At 64.0% G+C, this 16,973-nt stretch carries 16 protein-coding genes; 8 read left to right on the top strand and 8 right to left on the bottom strand.

Annotated elements, in window-relative coordinates; translation table 11 throughout:
• Positions 1–4: 4 nt before the first annotated feature.
• Positions 5–1,075 carry a flagellar basal body P-ring protein FlgI gene (locus Q0718_RS07165; protein ID WP_366523846.1) on the top strand — a complete coding sequence of 357 codons (1,071 nt, stop codon included), beginning with the start codon at positions 5–7 and terminating at the stop codon, positions 1,073–1,075.
• Between the two features lie 35 nt (positions 1,076–1,110).
• Here the strand turns inward: Q0718_RS07165 and Q0718_RS07160 are convergent, their stop codons facing one another.
• The 5 genes from Q0718_RS07160 to fliF are packed head-to-tail and all read right to left on the bottom strand — an operon-like array spanning position 1,111 to position 5,881.
• Positions 1,111–2,136 (bottom strand): FliG C-terminal domain-containing protein, encoded by a 1,026-nt coding sequence (locus Q0718_RS07160; RefSeq protein ID WP_298915593.1) that lies wholly within the window; start codon positions 2,134–2,136, stop codon positions 1,111–1,113.
• A complete protein-coding gene (gene fliP, locus Q0718_RS07155; RefSeq protein WP_298915590.1) occupies positions 2,133–2,933 on the bottom strand; it encodes a flagellar type III secretion system pore protein FliP in 801 nt (266 codons plus the stop codon). The genes Q0718_RS07160 and fliP overlap by 4 nt, the downstream gene beginning before the upstream one ends.
• Positions 2,930–3,568 (bottom strand): FliM/FliN family flagellar motor switch protein, encoded by a 639-nt coding sequence (locus Q0718_RS07150; RefSeq protein ID WP_298915587.1) that lies wholly within the window; start codon positions 3,566–3,568, stop codon positions 2,930–2,932. Before Q0718_RS07150 ends, fliP begins: the two co-directional genes overlap by 4 nt.
• Entirely contained in the window at positions 3,565–4,155 is a 591-nt protein-coding gene (locus Q0718_RS07145) for a hypothetical protein (protein ID WP_298915584.1), read from the bottom strand. Before Q0718_RS07145 ends, Q0718_RS07150 begins: the two co-directional genes overlap by 4 nt.
• A 46-nt stretch (positions 4,156–4,201) precedes the next feature.
• Complete coding sequence (gene fliF / locus Q0718_RS07140; protein ID WP_298915581.1) at positions 4,202–5,881, bottom strand: flagellar basal-body MS-ring/collar protein FliF; 1,680 nt, start codon at positions 5,879–5,881, stop codon at positions 4,202–4,204.
• A gap of 155 nt (positions 5,882–6,036) precedes the next feature.
• Here fliF and Q0718_RS07135 point away from each other — a divergent pair, with 155 nt between their 5' ends.
• The 5 genes from Q0718_RS07135 to Q0718_RS07115 all read left to right on the top strand — a co-directional run bounded on the left by Q0718_RS07135 (position 6,037) and on the right by Q0718_RS07115 (position 8,763).
• On the top strand, positions 6,037–6,561 hold the full coding sequence (locus Q0718_RS07135) for a flagellar basal body-associated FliL family protein (protein WP_298915578.1): 525 nt from the start codon (positions 6,037–6,039) through the stop codon (positions 6,559–6,561).
• Between the two features lie 16 nt (positions 6,562–6,577).
• Positions 6,578–7,132, top strand: coding sequence for a hypothetical protein (locus Q0718_RS07130; RefSeq protein ID WP_298915575.1), 555 nt, complete (start codon positions 6,578–6,580; stop codon positions 7,130–7,132).
• Positions 7,129–7,731, top strand: a complete 603-nt coding sequence (locus Q0718_RS07125) for a hypothetical protein (RefSeq protein ID WP_298915573.1) — start codon at positions 7,129–7,131, stop codon at positions 7,729–7,731. The genes Q0718_RS07130 and Q0718_RS07125 overlap by 4 nt, the downstream gene beginning before the upstream one ends.
• A gap of 119 nt (positions 7,732–7,850) precedes the next feature.
• A complete protein-coding gene (locus tag Q0718_RS07120) occupies positions 7,851–7,979 on the top strand; it encodes a hypothetical protein (RefSeq protein WP_298915570.1) in 129 nt (42 codons plus the stop codon).
• Positions 7,980–8,127: 148 nt separating this feature from the next.
• Positions 8,128–8,763 carry an SRPBCC domain-containing protein gene (locus Q0718_RS07115; RefSeq protein ID WP_298915567.1) on the top strand — a complete coding sequence of 212 codons (636 nt, stop codon included), beginning with the start codon at positions 8,128–8,130 and terminating at the stop codon, positions 8,761–8,763.
• A gap of 845 nt (positions 8,764–9,608) precedes the next feature.
• Here the strand turns inward: Q0718_RS07115 and Q0718_RS07110 are convergent.
• From Q0718_RS07110 to Q0718_RS07100, 3 genes are all read right to left on the bottom strand, one after another.
• The gene (locus tag Q0718_RS07110) at positions 9,609–10,082 is read right to left on the bottom strand and encodes a hypothetical protein (RefSeq protein WP_298915565.1); all 474 of its coding nucleotides are present in this window, start codon (positions 10,080–10,082) and stop codon (positions 9,609–9,611) included.
• A 230-nt stretch (positions 10,083–10,312) separates the two neighbouring features.
• Positions 10,313–11,734 carry a type I glutamate--ammonia ligase gene (gene glnA, locus Q0718_RS07105; protein ID WP_298915564.1) on the bottom strand — a complete coding sequence of 474 codons (1,422 nt, stop codon included), beginning with the start codon at positions 11,732–11,734 and terminating at the stop codon, positions 10,313–10,315.
• A gap of 70 nt (positions 11,735–11,804) precedes the next feature.
• On the bottom strand, positions 11,805–12,143 hold the full coding sequence (locus Q0718_RS07100) for a P-II family nitrogen regulator (protein WP_298915562.1): 339 nt from the start codon (positions 12,141–12,143) through the stop codon (positions 11,805–11,807).
• A 451-nt stretch (positions 12,144–12,594) separates the two neighbouring features.
• Here Q0718_RS07100 and Q0718_RS07095 point away from each other — a divergent pair, with 451 nt between their 5' ends.
• Positions 12,595–14,892, top strand: coding sequence for an NADP-dependent malic enzyme (locus Q0718_RS07095; RefSeq protein WP_298915560.1), 2,298 nt, complete (start codon positions 12,595–12,597; stop codon positions 14,890–14,892).
• 312 nt (positions 14,893–15,204) lie between these two features.
• Positions 15,205–16,818 (top strand): lysine--tRNA ligase, encoded by a 1,614-nt coding sequence (locus tag Q0718_RS07090; protein ID WP_298915558.1) that lies wholly within the window; start codon positions 15,205–15,207, stop codon positions 16,816–16,818.
• Positions 16,819–16,973 lie beyond the last annotated feature (155 nt).

The following is a 16,973-nucleotide window of genomic DNA, read 5'->3' as shown; positions in this document are numbered from 1 at the left end:
GCTCATGCTCGCTCCCGCCCTTCAGGCCACGGCCGCCCAGGTCCGGATCAAGGATATCGCCGACGTACAGGGCGTTCGCGGCAACGATCTGGTCGGCTACGGCCTGGTCATCGGCCTGAACGGGACGGGCGATACGATCCGCAACTCCCCCTATACGGAAGAAGCGCTGACCAACCTGCTGGAACGCCTCGGCGTCAACGTCCAGGACAGCGACTTCCGCCCCGACAATATCGCCGCCGTGCTGGTCACGTCGACATTGCCGCCATTCGCGCGCGAAGGGTCGCGCATCGACATCAACGTCGCCTCAATCGGCGATGCGTCGAGCTTGGCAGGCGGCACGCTCGTCATGACGCCGCTCAACGCACCCAACGGACAGATCTTCGCCATCGCCCAGGGCAACATCCTGATCAGCGGGTTCGACGCCGAAGGCGCGGGCGCGAGCATTACGCAGGGCGTGCCGACCGCCGGCACGATCCCGAACGGCGCCCGGGTGGAACGCGAGATCCCTTACGATTTCCGCTCGCAACAAAGCGTTCGCCTAGCCTTGCGCGATCCCGATTTCACGACCGCGGGCCGCGTCGAGCAGAGCATCAACACCGCGATCGGCCGCCCGGTCGCCACGCTGCTGGATCCCGGCACGGTCGAGGTCGATCTGCGCGCGCTGGGCGGCAGTCCGGCCCATGCCATGGGCCGGATCGAGAACCTGACCCTGAGATCCGCCGAAATCGCCCGCGTCGTCATCGACCAACGCTCCGGCACGATCGTTCTGGGCGAGGCCGTTAAGGTGTCTTCCGTCGCCGTGGCCCAAGGCAACCTGACCATCAAGATCGCCGAGACGCCTGTCGCCTCGCAGCCCAACCCGTTCGGTTTCGGCGAAACGGTCGTCCTGCCGCGCACCCAGATCGCGGTGGATGACGGCCGGATCGGCCAGATGGCCATCGTCAACGAAGCGGTGGAACTGCCCGACCTCGTCGCCGGCCTCAACGCGCTGGGCGTCTCGCCGCGCGAGATGATCGACATCCTCAAGGCGATCAAGAGCGCCGGCGCGCTGCATGCCGAACTGGTCCTGCAATAACGCAGAAGACGCACCGAAAGAGCGGCGGGTCCGGATCAGTCGGTTTCGGCGTCTCCGGATAGCGATATCAGGGCGATGGAGCCGCGGCGGGAGAGGCCGAGGACTTCGCGGACCAGATTGCCGATGGCACGGTCCTTCGCGGCATCGTCCAGATCGCCGATCTCGGCAACGTCTTCGCGGTACTGGTCGGCCATGCGCTGGGCGATGTTGCCCAGCAGAAAGGTCGACACTTCCGGCGCGTCGTTGCCGATGGCCGCCAGGCCCTTGACCAGGATTTCGCGCCCGATCTCGCGGAACACGACCTGGACCGACTTGGTCGGCAGGCGCAGGGGAAGATCCTCGATCCGCAACAGAGTCGAACGGATGGCAGCGGCGCGCGCTTCGTCTTCCTGCTCGAGCCGTTCCAGCGCCGCGTCGCGCAGTTCGCGCGGCAGCGTACCCAGCGTTTCGCCGATCATGACGATCTTGGGGTCGCTCATCGGATCGATCGCGGACGCCAGCAATTCCGTTTCGACCAGACGTTCGGCGATCGCGACCGCCCCCAAGGCCGGATCTTCGGGCCGGGAGAGCTGGCCGATCGCCTCGACGGCCGCGTCCTTCGGCATCAGTCCGAGCACGACGGGAATACGGTCCCCCGGCAGCTGGCTCATCATGATCGCGGCGACGGATGCATGCTGCGTGCCGATATAGTCCGCGATCACGTCCGGCGACAATTGGCCGAACTTGGTCCATGTATCGGTCTGCTGGTCCCCGAAGGCGACGGGCCCGCGGATCTTCTCGACCAACGCATCGCCGACGGCTTTCGTCAGCAAGTCGAAGGATTCCGCCTCCCCGCCGCGCAGACCGGAGCGCCAGGCCGCGAGCTGGGTGATGAAATCGGCGAATGACGCCAGCACGTCGGCTTCGGAAATATGCGGCAGGTCGGCCAGCACTTTCTGGACGCGCCGCATGGCGGGCATGCCGAGCATTTCGGCCAGTGGCTTGGCCTGTTCGGGATTTAGCGACACAAGCACGACGGCGGCGCGCTGTCCGGGCGTCAGGCGGGACATGGAGGTCGTCATAAGGCGTATCCCTGCAACAGGGCTTCGGTGATCTTCAGCCACCCGTCGGCCAGCACGAAGAAGCCGAGCTTGAAGGGCAGCGAGACGACCGCCGGCGGCACCATCATCATGCCCATCGCCATCAGGACCGACGCGACAGCCAGATCGATGGCCAGGAAAGGCAGGAAGATGGCGAAGCCGATCTGGAAAGCCGTCTTGATCTCCGACAGCATGAAGGCGCTCGTCAGTAGGCCGAGCGAAGGCTCTTCGCCCGGCGCCCACTCGCGCCCCGGCAGGCTGTCGGCCAGGCGCTGGATCGTGTCGGCTTCGACGCGCCCGCTCATGAAGGCGCGGAACGGTTCGATCGCCATGTCGAAAGCGGCTGTCTCGTCCAGCACGCCGTCCATGTAGGGCTGCACTCCGGCGTCCCAACTCTGGGCGAAGACAGGCTCCATGATGAAAAATGTCAGGATCAGGCCAAGACCCATGATCATGGAATTGGGCGGCGTCTGCTGCAGGCCCAGCGCCTGGCGCAAGAAGGACAGCACGATCACGATCAGCGGCAGGCAGGTGATCATCATGGCCAGACCCGGCGCAAGGCTGAGCACGGTCACCAGCAGGAAGAGCTGCACGATGGAAACGTCCAGCGCGACCGGTGCGTCGGTCACCTGTTCCACGCCGTTACGCAGCGCTTCGGCCGCGTCGGATGCCGTGGGCGCATCGGGCACGTTCGGCGCGACCTGCGCCAGCACGTCCGGCGCGAACCACAGCGTCAGGCCGCCTAGCGCGGCCGCATATGCCAGCCGGGCCAGGCTCACCCGAAGACGTCTTCGGCGACGTCCACGACCTGCGTGATGCGCACGCCGATGCCGCTTCCGTCTTCCATTTCCATCAATTCGCCGCGCGCGATGACGCGGCCGTCCACGCACAGATCGACCGGGTCCTCGACCCCGCGGTCGAGCGCCAGCAGACTGCCTTCGTCGAGGTCGAGCAATTCGGTCACGGTCGGGCGCGCCCGGCCGATGACGACGTCCACGGTCACGGGCAGGGCATAGATGGAGCGCTTGAACTTGGCGCCGCCCGCATCCTCGCGGCGCTCCAGCACCGGCGCGTCCGCCGCTGCGGCGTCCAGAGGTGGCAATTGCGGCGATTGAGGCGGCAGATCGGGCGCCGGGCTGTCGAGTGCGGGCAGATCTCCACCCATGTTTGCATCCATGTTTGCATCCATGTTTCCGGCCATGCCCTCGCCCATGTCCGGCATGCCGCCGCCCATTTCTCCGCCCATGGCGGGCAGCTCGCCGCCCGGCATGTCGAGCGCCGGAAGGTCGGGGAGCGGCGCGGCATCCATGGCCGGAGCATCCGGACCCGGACCGCCCAAATCCGGGACGTCCATGGCCGGCATGTCGGGCAGCTCAGGCAATTCGGGGGCGTCGGGCGGCGTATCGTGGGTCATTGGGATGCCTCTGCGGAAAAGGGAGCCGGATCACGGCCGCCCAGGCGCGACGCGCAGGCGTCGATCAGCGCCTGCGCGTCGAGCGTGGTGACGGCGTCTCCGTCGGCCAGCGACAGAGTGTGCATCGGTTGCGACGCATCGTCTTCGATCTGCAATCGTCCGCCTTCCGGGATTGGTCCGAGATCGAGACCGGGAGGTTTGCGCAAGCGCAGCGTCGCGGATCGCAGCGGCTGTGACGCCGCCGACAGTTCTTCGGCCAGCGCAGAGCGCAAGGCCGCATCGCCGAGCGCGGGCAGCAGACCGCGCAATATGGTCGCCACCAGTTCGGCCTGTTCGGCTTCGAGCCGCGCCACATGCTGGGCCAGCGCGTCCTCGACCAGTTGCGACAGGCGCAGGCCGAGGTCTGCGGACATCTTCGATGCGGCGTCGACCTCTGCGGCCTGCGCGGCGCGGCAGGCCGGACAGGGGCGGCAATGGGCCTCGCAATGCGACGCGTCGGGCGCGACCAGCGGGCGGTGCAAGGCCTTCAACGAGGTCGGCGCCGCCGGTTCGAACGGCGGGGCGTGCAGGCGGACGATATCGCTCATGACGGGCCTTCCATGTACGGGCCTTCCATGTCTCGGCGCAGCGCGGTCATGCTGCCAGGCCCTCGTTGGAAGACAGTGCGGCGTCGGACGACGGAGCGGCCGGCCGCTCCGTGTCGAGCCAGCTGGCGAGCAACGCGGCTGCGTCGTCCACGCCGCCTTCCACGGCTTCGTTCAGTTCGGCGCGCGGGTCGGGTTCGGGCAGGCCGAGCCCGCCGCCATCCATGCCGATCCCGTTCATGCCGCCCATCCCGTCCATGCCGCCCATTTCGGCCAAGGTCGGCATGCCGCCGCCCGCGCCGCTCAGGTCCGGCAGGCCGCCTAGGCTCATCGGCTCCAGCGCCCCGCCCGCCACGGCGCCGGGCGGGTCCACCACGCCGCCGCGCGAAGCGCGCAGCAAGGGCCGCACGACGAGGAAACCCAGACCGAGCGCCAGCAGGCTGAGGATGGAGAGTTGCGCCAGGCGGCCGCCATGCAATTCGATGAACCGGTCCATCGTTCCGGGCGGGACGACCATCTCGCCCGCTTCGGGCCGGTCGAAAGCCAGCGTGTCCACGCGCAGCACGTCGCCGCGCTGCGTATCCAGACCGGCGGCCGCACTCGCCAGATCGCGCAAGGTGGCAAGTTCTTCCTCTGCGCGCGGCGCGTAGGTGATCGTGCCGTCCTCGGCCACGTTGCGCACATGATCAAGCAGCACGGCCACGCTCATGCGCGTCACCTTGCCCGGCAGGCTTTCGGTCGTGGTCAGGATTTCGGAAATCTCGTAGCGCGTCGTCTCGGTCGTCTCGCTGGACTCGCTGGACGAATTGCCGCCCCCGCCCGCGCCTTCGGGCAGGTTGGAGGCGACCGTCACCGCGCCGGTCGTGCCGTCGCTCTGGCCGGTCCGGTCCGAGATCGTCGTGGAGCGCAGCACCTGCCCGTCGGGATCGAAACGGCGCTCGGTCCGGTTGACCGTTTCCGTTTCCACATCCAACGCGACATTGACCCGCACATTGCCGGGGCCGACCCGCGCTTCGAGCAGGTTCAGCAATTCGGATTTCAAAGCGGCCGCGCGGCCCAGTTCGCCGGTTGCATCCGGCGCGCTGCGGTCGTCCAGGCCAGGTCCGGCCAGCAGCCCGGCGCGCGTATCGATCACAGCGACGTCTTCGGGCTTCAGTCCCGGCACGGCGAGCGCGACGAGATATTGCACGGCCTGGGCGCGGCGGCCGTCGATCGGGGGTTCGGAGGTGAGCGTGACGGAGGCGGTGGAAGGCTGGCGGCGGGCCGTCAGGCCGCGGCCCGAGCCCTGCCCGATATGCACGCGCGCAGCGCGAACGGTCGGCATGGCCAGGATAGTGCGGGCCAGTTCGCCTTCCTTGGCGCGCCAATAGGCCGTGTCGAACATGTCCGAGCTCATGGCGAAGCTGTTGAGATTGTCGAACAATTCGTAGCCGACCATATCTTGGCGCGGCAGCCCGTCGCGGGCGAGTTCGAGTCGCAGGCTGTCGCGACGCGACGCATCCGCATAGATGGCTCCGCCCTGGACGCGGTAATCGACGCCCAGATTGTCCAGTCGCGCAATGATTTCACCCGCCGTCTGCGGTTCCAGGTCGGCATAAAGCAATGACAGGGTCGGTTTGGAGACCTGCTGGCCGATCAGGACGAGCAGGAACAGCGTCGCCAGCACCGACGCGGCGGTGACGACCTTCTGCCGCATCGACATGGACCGCAATATTGCAATCGGATTCATCCTGAACTCGCTTGATCGTGCATCCTGCACACCCCTTGCGATTCAGCCTTAGAACCCAATTCGTTAATCTAGTGTTTACCGTAACCGCCCAAAGCGGTTTCCGAGCTGTTAACCTCGTTCGCGGTATGCCCGCGCAGAAAGACCGATCACCGACCATGGCCCTGCTGAAGAAAAAGAAAGGCGACCCGGCGCTGCCCGCAAGTGGCGATGCGTCCGGGAAAGGCTCTGGAAAAAGCAAAGGCGGGCTGATCCTCGCCGTGTTGGCGCCGGTCCTTGTGTTCGCCGCCGCCTTCGGGGCCAGCTGGTTCATGGGCGAACCGCCCGCCCCGCCTCCGGCGCCCGCCCCGGCCCCGACCGCCGCGACCCATTCCGCGGACTGGACGCCGTCCGAGCCCGCCCGCACGCTGGCGCTGGACACGATGGTGCTGACGGCCGGGCCCAAGGGGCAGACGCTGCGCATCGGGCTGGCCATCGAGGTCTGGGACGACACGACCGAAATCGACGCGGCCCGACTGCGCGACGTGTTCACCACATATCTAAGGGCGCTCGATCCGGCGCAATTGTCCGATCCCAGTTTTCATGTCCGCCTCAAACGGGCGCTTGTCCACCGGGCGCGCGTCGTGGCCGGCCAAGACGTGGTCGCGGACGTTCTCATCACCGACTTTCTACTGACCAGCTAAAGGCCCGGGGGGCGCCATGGAGATCGAATTCATAAAGGACGTTCTGCTGATCGCGCTCTGCGCGGCATCGGCGTTCTATTGCTGGATGCTGTCGCATCGGCTCAAGCGTTTGAACAACCTCAAGAGCGGGGTCGGCGCGTCGATCGTGACGCTGACGGAAGCCATCGAGCGCACTCATGCGGCCGCCAGCACGGCGCGCACGGAACTGTTCGAATCGATCAAGGAGATAAAGGGGCTGCTGGCCGACGCCGAGACCCGGTCCGACCGGCTGGAAACCGCCATGGACCGCGCCACCGCCAAGGTCATTGAGACCGAACGCGCCACCGCCCTGTTGAACGACGTCATCGACGTGGCCGTGCCGGACGCGCGGCGCAAGGCCCTGAAAACGACCGAAGGCCTTTTGAAAGTCATGGCCGACCTGAAACGCCTGAACATGGCCATGCCGACCGTCGTGCCCCAAGCGACAGCTGAGCCGGGCACGGAGCCCATTCCAGGGACGGACATGTCAGGGACAGACCCCACACCGGCCGCGGAAACGGGTGAGCCCGCACCGTCGAGGACCGTGGCATGAAATCTTCCATCCTGATCGTCCTTGCCTTGGGTTTCGCCGGTTTCGGCGCGCTCGAAGTCGCCGCCCTCAATCCCGGCGCCGATGATGCCGCCGAGCTGGACGCCCCGGCTGCAGAGACGGACGCCGCCCCCAGCCCCGACATATCCGGGGCGAAGACTCCGAAGACCGCCGCCGATCCGAAACAGGCCTGCCTGACCCCGGCGCTCGTCGCCGCGTTCGAGCCGCGCCACAAGGCCTTGCTGGACCGCGCCACCGGGCTGGACCAGCGCGAAGCCGAACTGGAAGCGCTGGAAACGACGCTGCAAACGCGACTGGAAGACCTGCAGGCCACGCGCGACACACTCCAAGCCATGACCGACCGGCTGGACGTGACCGCCAATGAGGACATCACCCATCTGGTCGACATGTATTCGACCATGAAGCCCAAAAAGGCCGCCGCCATCTTCAACCGCATGGACCCAGCGTTCGCTGCCGGTTTCCTGCGCGAGATCGACAGTGCCCGCGCCGGTGTCATCATGGCCGAAATGGCCGAGGAGCAATCCTACCGCGTCAGCCTGCTGATGGCGAGCCGCCACGCCGAATGGCGAGATCGGCAATAGTCCGGACCTTCATGCTGGGAATAGTCGTTCAGCTTTCCGGTTGAATATTCAACCATATAGTTGAACGAATTCCGAATACCGAACTCGTCTTGCTTTCAAGGCTGGCGGACCCTCTGGACATGAGTTTTGCCGGAGCGTCCAAACATGTCGGTGTGCTCGTCAAGGCCCAGCTCATCCACAGGCGCATGGAGAGGCGGCAGCAGGTCTTCACGCTCGACCCCAGACCCATGGCAGAAATGCGCGACTGACTGGACTGCTACGCCGTCTTCTGGTCGGACCGGCTGGAGTCACTGGACGACGCCGTGATACGCCATGCGAATTAAGGGCCGGGACCATGAAGCATAAACGGTCGACGCAAGCCGGTTGGTCTTCCGGCGACACCTGTCGGCTCCGCCGATGACGGCCTGGCGATTCCTCGTCGAGGACGAAAAACGCGGAGGAGTGACTACGCTGGGGATTGGTCGAGCCACGCGAGGGCGGCCGTGTCCAATTCAAGTTCGACCCGGAGGCTTTTGGCAATTCCTACCCGGACGGCGCATCGTCCACTGCCTACACGGCCGCTTTCGAGGGTCGCGTCGTAACACATGGGAATATCGCAAGTTGGCGCTCGAATGGCCGGGGGAGAAGAGTTCGCAAGACTCGCTCGTCACGATCACGCTCACTCCGGCCGGCGACGGCACCAATCTGGGACTGGTGCATGAACGTCTTGCGCGTCCCGGAGACAGGGTCGGGGCAGCCGCCGGGTGGCAGACGCATCTGGAACGGCTGGAATGCCGCCTGTCATACCGGCTCGCGCCCAACTTTCTTGTCCGCCATGAAACAGCGGAAGATGAATACAGAGAGCGTCTGGCGGTATTGCAAAGCGGGGGAACGCAGAAGGGTGCAACAGTGGAAAGAGGGCCGGGGCAAGCTGGGGTCATGCACTCCTTTATCGGACGATGGCTGGCGATAGACCCTGATACGCCTATGGGTCGAGTGGAGTGCATCCGGCACTATGAGCCGATTTCGGACGGCAAATTCATCCGCCTGTAGGCGGACTGGGACATTAGCAAGAGAAGAAGACCTACTCCGAGATCGCGCATTACGGCCTGAATGCGGACAAGGTCCCTGCCTTCTGGTCGTTCACCAGCGACGGCGGGCAACCCTATGGCAAGCGGGCCGACGTGTCCGACACGGCGGAGGGCGCTAAAGGCTTCAATGCCGAGATACCGTCGGGCCTTGCGCGGTTCGGGTTCTGGCCGACCGAGATGGGGATGATCTGGGCCGCTAAAGCGAAGACCGAGCCGGCTGGACGTCCATGATCCATCACGACTGCAGAAGGGCCTGACAGATTAAGGGCTCAATAGATATGGATTAGCCAAAACCAGGAATTGATCGAAGGTGCTGAGACACCTTCGATCAAGACAAATTACGGTTTTAATGGCCGGTTGAATTCGGACCCTGAGCGATATTTCCGGGCACTCCATTTGGATAGAAAGATCCATTATGCCATTCACCCAATGGGAATTTCTTCTCCAAATAATCGACCCAAGACTGACCTGGAGCTGGATTACCGCCGGATACGGCCTTCATATCATCTGCACTCAATTCTCTAAAAGCCATAAGAAGATCTCCTTGATCATGATTTCGGTGGACCAGACATTCCACCTATCTTAAAGTATAATCATAGTGAGGGACAATTTTCAAGTGTGCACCTTGAGAATGCCAAATCCCGATCCTTATAAAGCATCCATACTCGAATGGCATGGCCGTTCTATCGCTTTTCATCATCTGGAACCACGGACGACAGCCCTGACTTTTGGTTCAAATCCGATAAGCTAATAAGTCGACCGTATGGGAAACCACTTACTAGATTGGCCCCAAACTGTCTCACCGTGTCACAGTGTCGGCATGTCGCCGTGTACAGGCGAAAATTCGTCATTGTCGCGTCCATTGGAATATTGACCAAGCCATCCATCGCGGCGCGGCCAATGACGACCGTAGCCGAACGGATTGAAGTGGAAGTCGCGGCGGCCCGTATTCGTGGGGCCGTAGACATTGCGCAGGCGCCGCAGGGAGCGTCGTGCATCGAGGAATTCGCGCACCTCGCCATCGTCAGAGGCGCGGTTGCGAACCGTGTCGAAGTCCAGACGGGCGCGGGCTAGGTCGACGCGGGCTTCGGCGTTGCGGATATCGCGCAACTGCGCCTGTTGACCCTGGTAGAGCGTCGTGGCCTGCGCGGCGGCGACCATACCGGGGGTTGCACCGGGTATGGCGGCGAGCTCTGCAACTTGCGGACTCTCGACTGCGGGAACGGTCATGCAGGCATTCATGCCGAGCGCGGCGAGGCAGGTCAGGACGGTTAGGCGCATGGGCAAGTCTCCTCGTGGCGAAGACTGGCGCAGGCGCGGGGACAGCGCAAATCAATTTTGGGGGAGGTGTGCGGGCATGAGAAAGCCGCTCCGGGTGGAAGCGGCTTTTGAGGCTTGCGCCGGGGCGTTCCTTATTAGCCTTGGGGACAGTCGCCCTGTGGGCGGGATTGGATCCCATCCCGCTCCGCTTCACGGCCCAAAGACACCTTTGGTGAAGCCAATCCGCGTGGCTAGCACTTGTAATACATGTCGAACTCCACCGGATGCGGATGCATGGCGAGGCGGTGGACCTCTTCCATCTTCATCTCGATATAGGCGTCGATCTGGTCGTCGTCGAACACGCCGCCCGCCGTCAGGAAGGACCGGTCGCCGTCGAGAGCTTCCAGCGCCTCGCGCAAGCTGCCGCAGACTTGCGGGATGTCCTTGGCCTCTTCGGCCGACAGTTCGTACAGGTCCATGTCCATCGGATCGCCTGGATGGATCTTGTTCTTGATCCCGTCCAGACCCGCCATCAGCAGCGCCGTGTAGGTCAGGTACGGATTGCCCGCCGGGTCGGGGAAGCGCGCTTCGAGGCGCTTGCCGTTGCGGCTGGCCGTCCACGGAATCCGGATCGAGGCGGAACGGTTGCGGCTGGAGTAGGCCAGCATAACGGGGGCTTCGAACCCCGGCACCAGGCGCTTGTAGGAGTTAGTGGACGCGTTGGCGAAGGCATTGATCGCCTTGGCATGCTTGATGACGCCGCCGATATAATGGAGGCAAGAATCGGACAGACCGGCATAGCCGTCGCCGGCGAAGAGCGGCTGTTCGTCCTTCCAGATCGACATGTGCACATGCATGCCGGTGCCGTTGTCGCCGTGGACCGGCTTGGGCATGAAGGTCGCGCTCTTGCCATAGGCGTGAGCGACATTGTGCACGATGTATTTGTAGAGCTGCATGCTGTCGGCCATGTTGACCAGCGTGTCGAACTTCATGCCGAGTTCATGCTGGGACGGCGCGACCTCGTGGTGATGCTTTTCAGGGCGCAGGCCGAGCTCGGCCATGATGGCGAGCATTTCGGAACGCATGTCCTGCTGGCTGTCCACGGGCGGGACGGGGAAGTAGCCGCCCTTGGGTCCCGGCCGGTGTCCCATGTTCCCGCCCGTATACATCGTGCCCGTATTGTAGGGACCTTCCGTGGAATCAAACTCGTAGCCTGTGCGGTTCTGGTCCGTGGTCCAGCGCACATCGTCGAAGACGAAGAATTCGGCTTCGGGGCCGAAATAGACCTCGTCGCCGACATTGGCGGATCGCATGTAGTTTTCCGCCGCCTTGGCCGTGCCGCGCGGGTCGCGATTATAGGCGGAAGCGTCGTCGGGCTCCAATATGTCGCAGAAGATGGCCATCGTGTCCTGCTGGTAGAACGGGTCCATCTTGGCGGTCGATGGATCGGGCATCAGCACCATGTCGGACTCGTTGATGCTCTTCCAGCCGGCAATGGAACTGCCGTCGAACATGGTGCCGTCGGCGAACAGGTCTTCGTCCACCATGCTGGCATGGAAGGTGACATGCTGCATCTTGCCCTTCGGATCGGTGAAGCGCAGATCGACGAAGCCGATCTCCTCGTCCTTGATCGTCTTGAGCACATCGTCCTGGGTGATGGGTTTATCGGCCATGGGTATCGTCGTCCTGGGAAGTCGGTTTGGTTTCGATCTGGGTATTTCAGTCTAGGCTGGGAGCCTGTGCCTAAAGCGCGGCTTCTCCGGTTTCGCCAGTGCGGATGCGGATGGCTTGGCCCACGTCGGACACGAACACCTTGCCGTCGCCGATCTTGCCGGTCTTGGCCGCCGTCTGGATGGCCTCCAAAGCGGCTTCGACCTGATCGTCCGCGATGACGAGTTCGAGCTTCAGCTTGGGCAGGAAATCGACCACATATTCCGCGCCGCGGTAAAGCTCCGTATGGCCTTTCTGGCGGCCGAACCCCTTGGCTTCCAGCACCGTCATGCCTTGCAGGCCGATCGCTTGGAGCGCTTCCTTCACCTCGTCCAGCTTGAACGGCTTGATGATGGCTTCGATCTTTTTCATGGAAAAGTCCCTTCCTTGCGACGGGCCCGGCTAGCGCCCGACCCACCCTGCAGCGCTTGTTCGCTCTTTCCTTGCGGGGCGCGGGCGGCGGAGTCGAGAGACGACGCGGCCGCTGGCGCGATTGTCATCGGGCGGGCCGGAGAAATGCACACATTCCCGTCACCCGCTGAACGGAGCGATGAATATTTGTGCGCTACCCTTTGGCCGGCTTATCGGTTGCACGGGCCGGATCATGCGCTAAGCCCCCTGCATCGGCGCCGCCTTGCTTCGCGCCCCGGCCACAGGCCGATGTTCGCGACTGCAGTTCATCGGCCCCGGGACGAGAAGCACCGGATGCGCCGGTCCGCCGGCCCGGATCGGCCGCACATCGCGCCGCTCACGACAGCGGCTCTCGTCCTCACCCCGGCCGTTCGCGACCGCAGTTCGCCCGGGTTCCGAAAGACAACCCATCATGGCTTCCAAGAAACTCACCCCCCGCCCGCCCAAAAAGCCCTACATCACCGACGAACAGGCCTTGCGCTTCCACGCCGAGCCGACGCCCGGCAAGATCTCCATGCTGCCGACCAAGCCGATGGCGACGCAGCGCGACCTGAGCCTCGCCTACTCCCCCGGCGTGGCGATCCCCGTCGAAGCCATCGCCGCCGATCCGGACACGGTCTACGACTACACGTCCAAGGGCAACACGGTCGCCGTCATCTCCAACGGAACGGCCATTCTGGGCCTCGGTAATCTGGGCGCCGCTGCTTCCAAACCCGTCATGGAGGGCAAATCCGTCCTGTTCAAACGCTTCGCCGACATCGACAGTTTCGACATCGAGGTCGAGGAGGAGGACGCCCAGGCCTTCATCGAATGCATCAAGCGCATCGGCAACTCCTTCGGCGGCATCAACCTCGAAGACATCGGCTCGCCTGAATGTTTCATCATCGAACAGGAACTGCGCGACCTCGTCGATATCCCCGTTTTTCACGACGACCAGCACGGCACGGCCATCATCGCGACGGCCGGCCTCATCAACGCCGCGCATCTGACAGGCCGCAAATTCGAGGACATGAAGGTGGTGCTATCGGGCGCGGGTGCGGCGGGCCTGTCCGTGCTGAACCTCATCAAGTCCCTTGGCGTGCGCGACGACAATTGCCTGGTTCTGGACAGCAAGGGCGTGATCTACCAGGGGCGCACCGTCTATATGGACCAGTGGAAAGCGCCGCACGCGGTGGAGACCGACAAGCGCACCCTGGCCGAGGCGATGGAGGGCGCGGATGTCTTTCTCGGCCTGTCGGTCGCGGGCATCGTCGATGCCGACATGATCGCGTCCATGGCGCCCAATCCGATCATCTTCGCCATGGCCAACCCGGATCCGGAAGTGACGCCGGAAATCATCAAGTCGGTCCGCGACGACGCCATCATCGCGACGGGCCGGTCCGACTATCCCAACCAGGTCAACAACGTCCTCGGTTTTCCCTATATCTTCAGGGGCGCGCTCGACGTGCGGGCCCGCAACGTCAACGACGAAATGAAGCTCGCCTGCGCCCACGCGCTGGCCGATCTCGCCCGCCAGGACGTGCCCGAGGAAGTCGCCGCCGCCTATCACGGCAACCGCCCGAAGTACGGACCCGACTACATCATTCCGGCCCCGTTCGATCCGCGCCTGATTTCCGACATTCCGCCCTATGTGGCCCAGGCCGCGATGGACACCGGACAGGCCCGCAAGCCCATCGAGGACATGGACGCCTACAAGCGGTCGCTCGCCCGGCGCCAGGATCCGACCGCCGCCATCCTGCAAGGCATCACCGCCGCCGTGGTCGAGGAGCCCAAGACCATCGTCTTCGCGGAAGGCGAAGAACCCGCCGTCATCCGCGCCGCCCAGGCCTTCCAGCAGCGCGGACTGGGCAAGGCGATCCTGATCGGCCGGGACAAGCCGATCTACGACAATATGAAATTGCTGGGCATCGAGAACCCCGAGAGCCTGAGCGTCCTCAACGCCCGCCTGTTCGACCGCAATGCGGAATTCACGGAATATCTCTATTCGCGGCTGCAGCGGCGCGGCTTCCTGCGCCGGGACGCGCAACGGCTGGTCAATAACGACCGGAACGTCTTCTCGGCCCTGCTGATGCATCACGGCCTCGCCGACGGCATGGTCAGCGGCGTGACGCGCAGCTACGACGTCGTGCTGCGCGATGTGCGGCTGGTGCTGTCCCACCGGCGGCGCGAACGCACGATGGGCGTGTCGGTCGTGGTCAACAAGCAGCGCACGCTGTTCATCGCCGACACCAACATCACCGAGTTGCCGACCGCCGAGGATCTGGCCGACATCGCCGAAACCACCGCCAATTTCGCGGCCACTTTCGGGTTCGAGCCGCGTGTGGCGATGCTGTCCTATTCGACCTTCGGCAATCCGGTCGGCGAACGGATGATGAAGGTGCGCGAGGCGGTCAACATCCTCGACAACCGCCAGGTCGATTTCGAATATGAAGGCGACATGGCGGCCGACGTCGCGCTCGACCCGATGCACCAGCTCACCTATCCGTTCTCGCGCCTGACCGACGCGGCCAATGTGCTGGTCATGCCGGCCATCCATTCGGCGTCGATCTCGACCAAGCTGCTCGACGCCGTCGGCGGCGCCACCGTGCTGGGGCCGTTCCTGACGGGGTTGGAAAAACCGGTGCAAATCTGCTCGCTCGGTGCGGCGGCATCGGAGATTTTGCAGATGGCGACCTTGGCGGCTTATGCGCCGGGGCACGAAACCGTCTAGCCCCACGGATTTGCTTCACGCGTGCGGAGCTAAAGCGCGCGAAGAAGGATGCTCTCGGCGCAGGCCCAATCTGCTCTCGCCATCGGCTGGGCGGACGACAGATAGAGAGCAACACCCTCACAATCATCCACTCTCGCCGGCTTGACCGGCGAGCCCATGGCCCAACCCTGAAGGTCAGCCGAAACGGCACTGTCATGGACCCGCCGACCAAGTCTGCGGGAGGGGTTTGGAGGCATGAAAGCAGACCGTCACCGCCACGTCCCCCGCCACAACGCTATACAACCCCCCGCCAACCCCGTAAGCGCCCGCCCCATGATCGACCCCGAAAATATCGACCTCAAGGACCTTGACCCCGCCTTCGCCAAGTCCAAGGCCTGGCCCATCGAGGAAGCGCGCAACATTCTCAAGCGGCTGTTCATCGAGGGCAAGCGCGGAATAAAGCGCGACGGTCCCGTCACGTTCGAAACCGGCTACGGACCCAGCGGCCTGCCGCATATCGGGACGTTCGGCGAAGTGGTGCGGACGACGATGGTGCGCCATGCCTTCGTCGCCATGACGGGCGGGCAGATCGACACGACGATATTGTGCGTGTCCGACGACATGGACGGGATGCGCAAGATCCCGGGCACCGTGCCCGACCCCGTTGCGCTGGAGCCCTATCTGCAGCAACCGCTGACGCGCGTGCCCGACCCGTTCGGCACGCATGACAGTTTCGGCGACAATATGAATGCCCGCCTGCAGAGCTTCCTCGACGGGTTTGGGTTCGACTATAAATTTCGCAGCGCGACGGCGCTGTATAAAAGCGGCGCGTTCGATCCGTGGCTGATCAGGACGCTGGAACAGTTCGACGCGATCATGGCGGTCATGCTGCCGACATTGGGCGAGGAGCGGCGCGCCACCTATTCGCCGATCCTGCCGATCAGCCCGACGACGGGCCGCGTCCTCTATGTGCCGATGAAAGCCGTCGACGCAAAGGCCGGAACGGTCACGTTCGATGATGAAGACGGGACCGAAGTGACCCAGTCCGTGACGGGCGGTAACGCCAAGCTGCAATGGAAGCCGGATTTCGGGATGCGCTGGGCGGCTTTGGGCGTGGATTTCGAAATGTTCGGCAAAGACCATCAGGACAATGCGCCGATCTATTCCAAGATCTGCCGCATCCTGGGCGGCGAGCCGCCCGTGCAATATGTCTATGAGCTGTTTCTCGACGAACGCGGCGAGAAGATTTCCAAGACCAAGGGCAACGGCATTTCGGTCGAGGACTGGCTGACCTACGCCCCCGCCGAATCGCTGTCCCTGTTCCAGTTTCTGCGCCCGCGCGTGGCCAAGCGTCTCTATTTCGATGTGATCCCGAAGATGGTCGATGAATATTATCAGCATCTGGCCGCCTATGCGGATCAGGACGAGAAGGCGCGGCTGAACAATCCGGTCTGGCATATCCATTCCGGGCAACCGCCGGACTATGTGCCGCCGCTCTCCTATCAGTTGCTGCTCAATCTGGTCAGTGCGGCGAACGCCTCGTCCAAGGACATTCTGTGGGGGTTCATCACGCGCTATGCGCCTGACGCGACGCCGGACGCCAACCCGGAAATGGACCGGCTGTGCGATTATGCGGTGCGCTATTACCAGGATTTCGTCGCCCCGACCAAGGCGTATCGCGATCCGACGGATGCGGAGCGCGCGGCGCTGGCCGATCTGGCGACCCGCCTGCGCGCCGTCGATCCGTCTGCGGTCAAGGACGGCGAAGCGCTGCAGACTCTGACCTTCACGATCGGCAAGGACCATGATTTCGAGAATCTGCGCGACTGGTTCACCGCCATCTACGAAGTCACGATGGGCCAGAGCCAGGGCCCGCGCTTTGGGTCCTTCGTGGCGATCTATGGTCCGCACGAAACGGCGGACATGATCGAGGCGCGGTTGGAATAAGGGACGGATCCTGCCTGCGGATTTGGTCCCCGGCCTTTATTCCGGGGGGAGCTTCATCCTAGGACGCAGCTGCTGAGGATGGAGACTCCCAAATCCGGTCGATCCGAGCGCAGGTTCAATGAGTGCCGGGGACGGTCATTGATGTACGCCCTTCA

This window comes from uncultured Algimonas sp., assembly GCF_947498175.1.
Lineage (GTDB): Bacteria > Pseudomonadota > Alphaproteobacteria > Caulobacterales > Maricaulaceae > Litorimonas.
Note: the sequence above shows the minus strand (reverse complement) of the source record. Positions and strands in the feature narration are given on the sequence as shown.

Bases quoted from the DNA above. Each gene is read 5' to 3' on its own strand.
- Q0718_RS07165 (WP_366523846.1), top strand. From the start codon at position 5: ATGCTCGCTCCCGCCCTTCAGGCCACGGCCGCCCAGGTCCGGATCAAG.
- Q0718_RS07160 (WP_298915593.1), bottom strand. From the start codon at position 2,136: ATGACGACCTCCATGTCCCGCCTGACGCCCGGACAGCGCGCCGCCGTC.
- Q0718_RS07150 (WP_298915587.1), bottom strand. From the start codon at position 3,568: ATGACCCACGATACGCCGCCCGACGCCCCCGAATTGCCTGAGCTGCCC.
- Q0718_RS07145 (WP_298915584.1), bottom strand. From the start codon at position 4,155: ATGAGCGATATCGTCCGCCTGCACGCCCCGCCGTTCGAACCGGCGGCG.
- fliF (WP_298915581.1), bottom strand. From the start codon at position 5,881: ATGAATCCGATTGCAATATTGCGGTCCATGTCGATGCGGCAGAAGGTC.
- Q0718_RS07135 (WP_298915578.1), top strand. From the start codon at position 6,037: ATGGCCCTGCTGAAGAAAAAGAAAGGCGACCCGGCGCTGCCCGCAAGT.
- Q0718_RS07130 (WP_298915575.1), top strand. From the start codon at position 6,578: ATGGAGATCGAATTCATAAAGGACGTTCTGCTGATCGCGCTCTGCGCG.
- Q0718_RS07125 (WP_298915573.1), top strand. From the start codon at position 7,129: ATGAAATCTTCCATCCTGATCGTCCTTGCCTTGGGTTTCGCCGGTTTC.
- Q0718_RS07120 (WP_298915570.1), top strand. From the start codon at position 7,851: ATGAGTTTTGCCGGAGCGTCCAAACATGTCGGTGTGCTCGTCAAGGCC.
- Q0718_RS07115 (WP_298915567.1), top strand. From the start codon at position 8,128: ATGACGGCCTGGCGATTCCTCGTCGAGGACGAAAAACGCGGAGGAGTG.
- Q0718_RS07110 (WP_298915565.1), bottom strand. From the start codon at position 10,082: ATGCGCCTAACCGTCCTGACCTGCCTCGCCGCGCTCGGCATGAATGCC.
- glnA (WP_298915564.1), bottom strand. From the start codon at position 11,734: ATGGCCGATAAACCCATCACCCAGGACGATGTGCTCAAGACGATCAAG.
- Q0718_RS07100 (WP_298915562.1), bottom strand. From the start codon at position 12,143: ATGAAAAAGATCGAAGCCATCATCAAGCCGTTCAAGCTGGACGAGGTG.
- Q0718_RS07095 (WP_298915560.1), top strand. From the start codon at position 12,595: ATGGCTTCCAAGAAACTCACCCCCCGCCCGCCCAAAAAGCCCTACATC.
- Q0718_RS07090 (WP_298915558.1), top strand. From the start codon at position 15,205: ATGATCGACCCCGAAAATATCGACCTCAAGGACCTTGACCCCGCCTTC.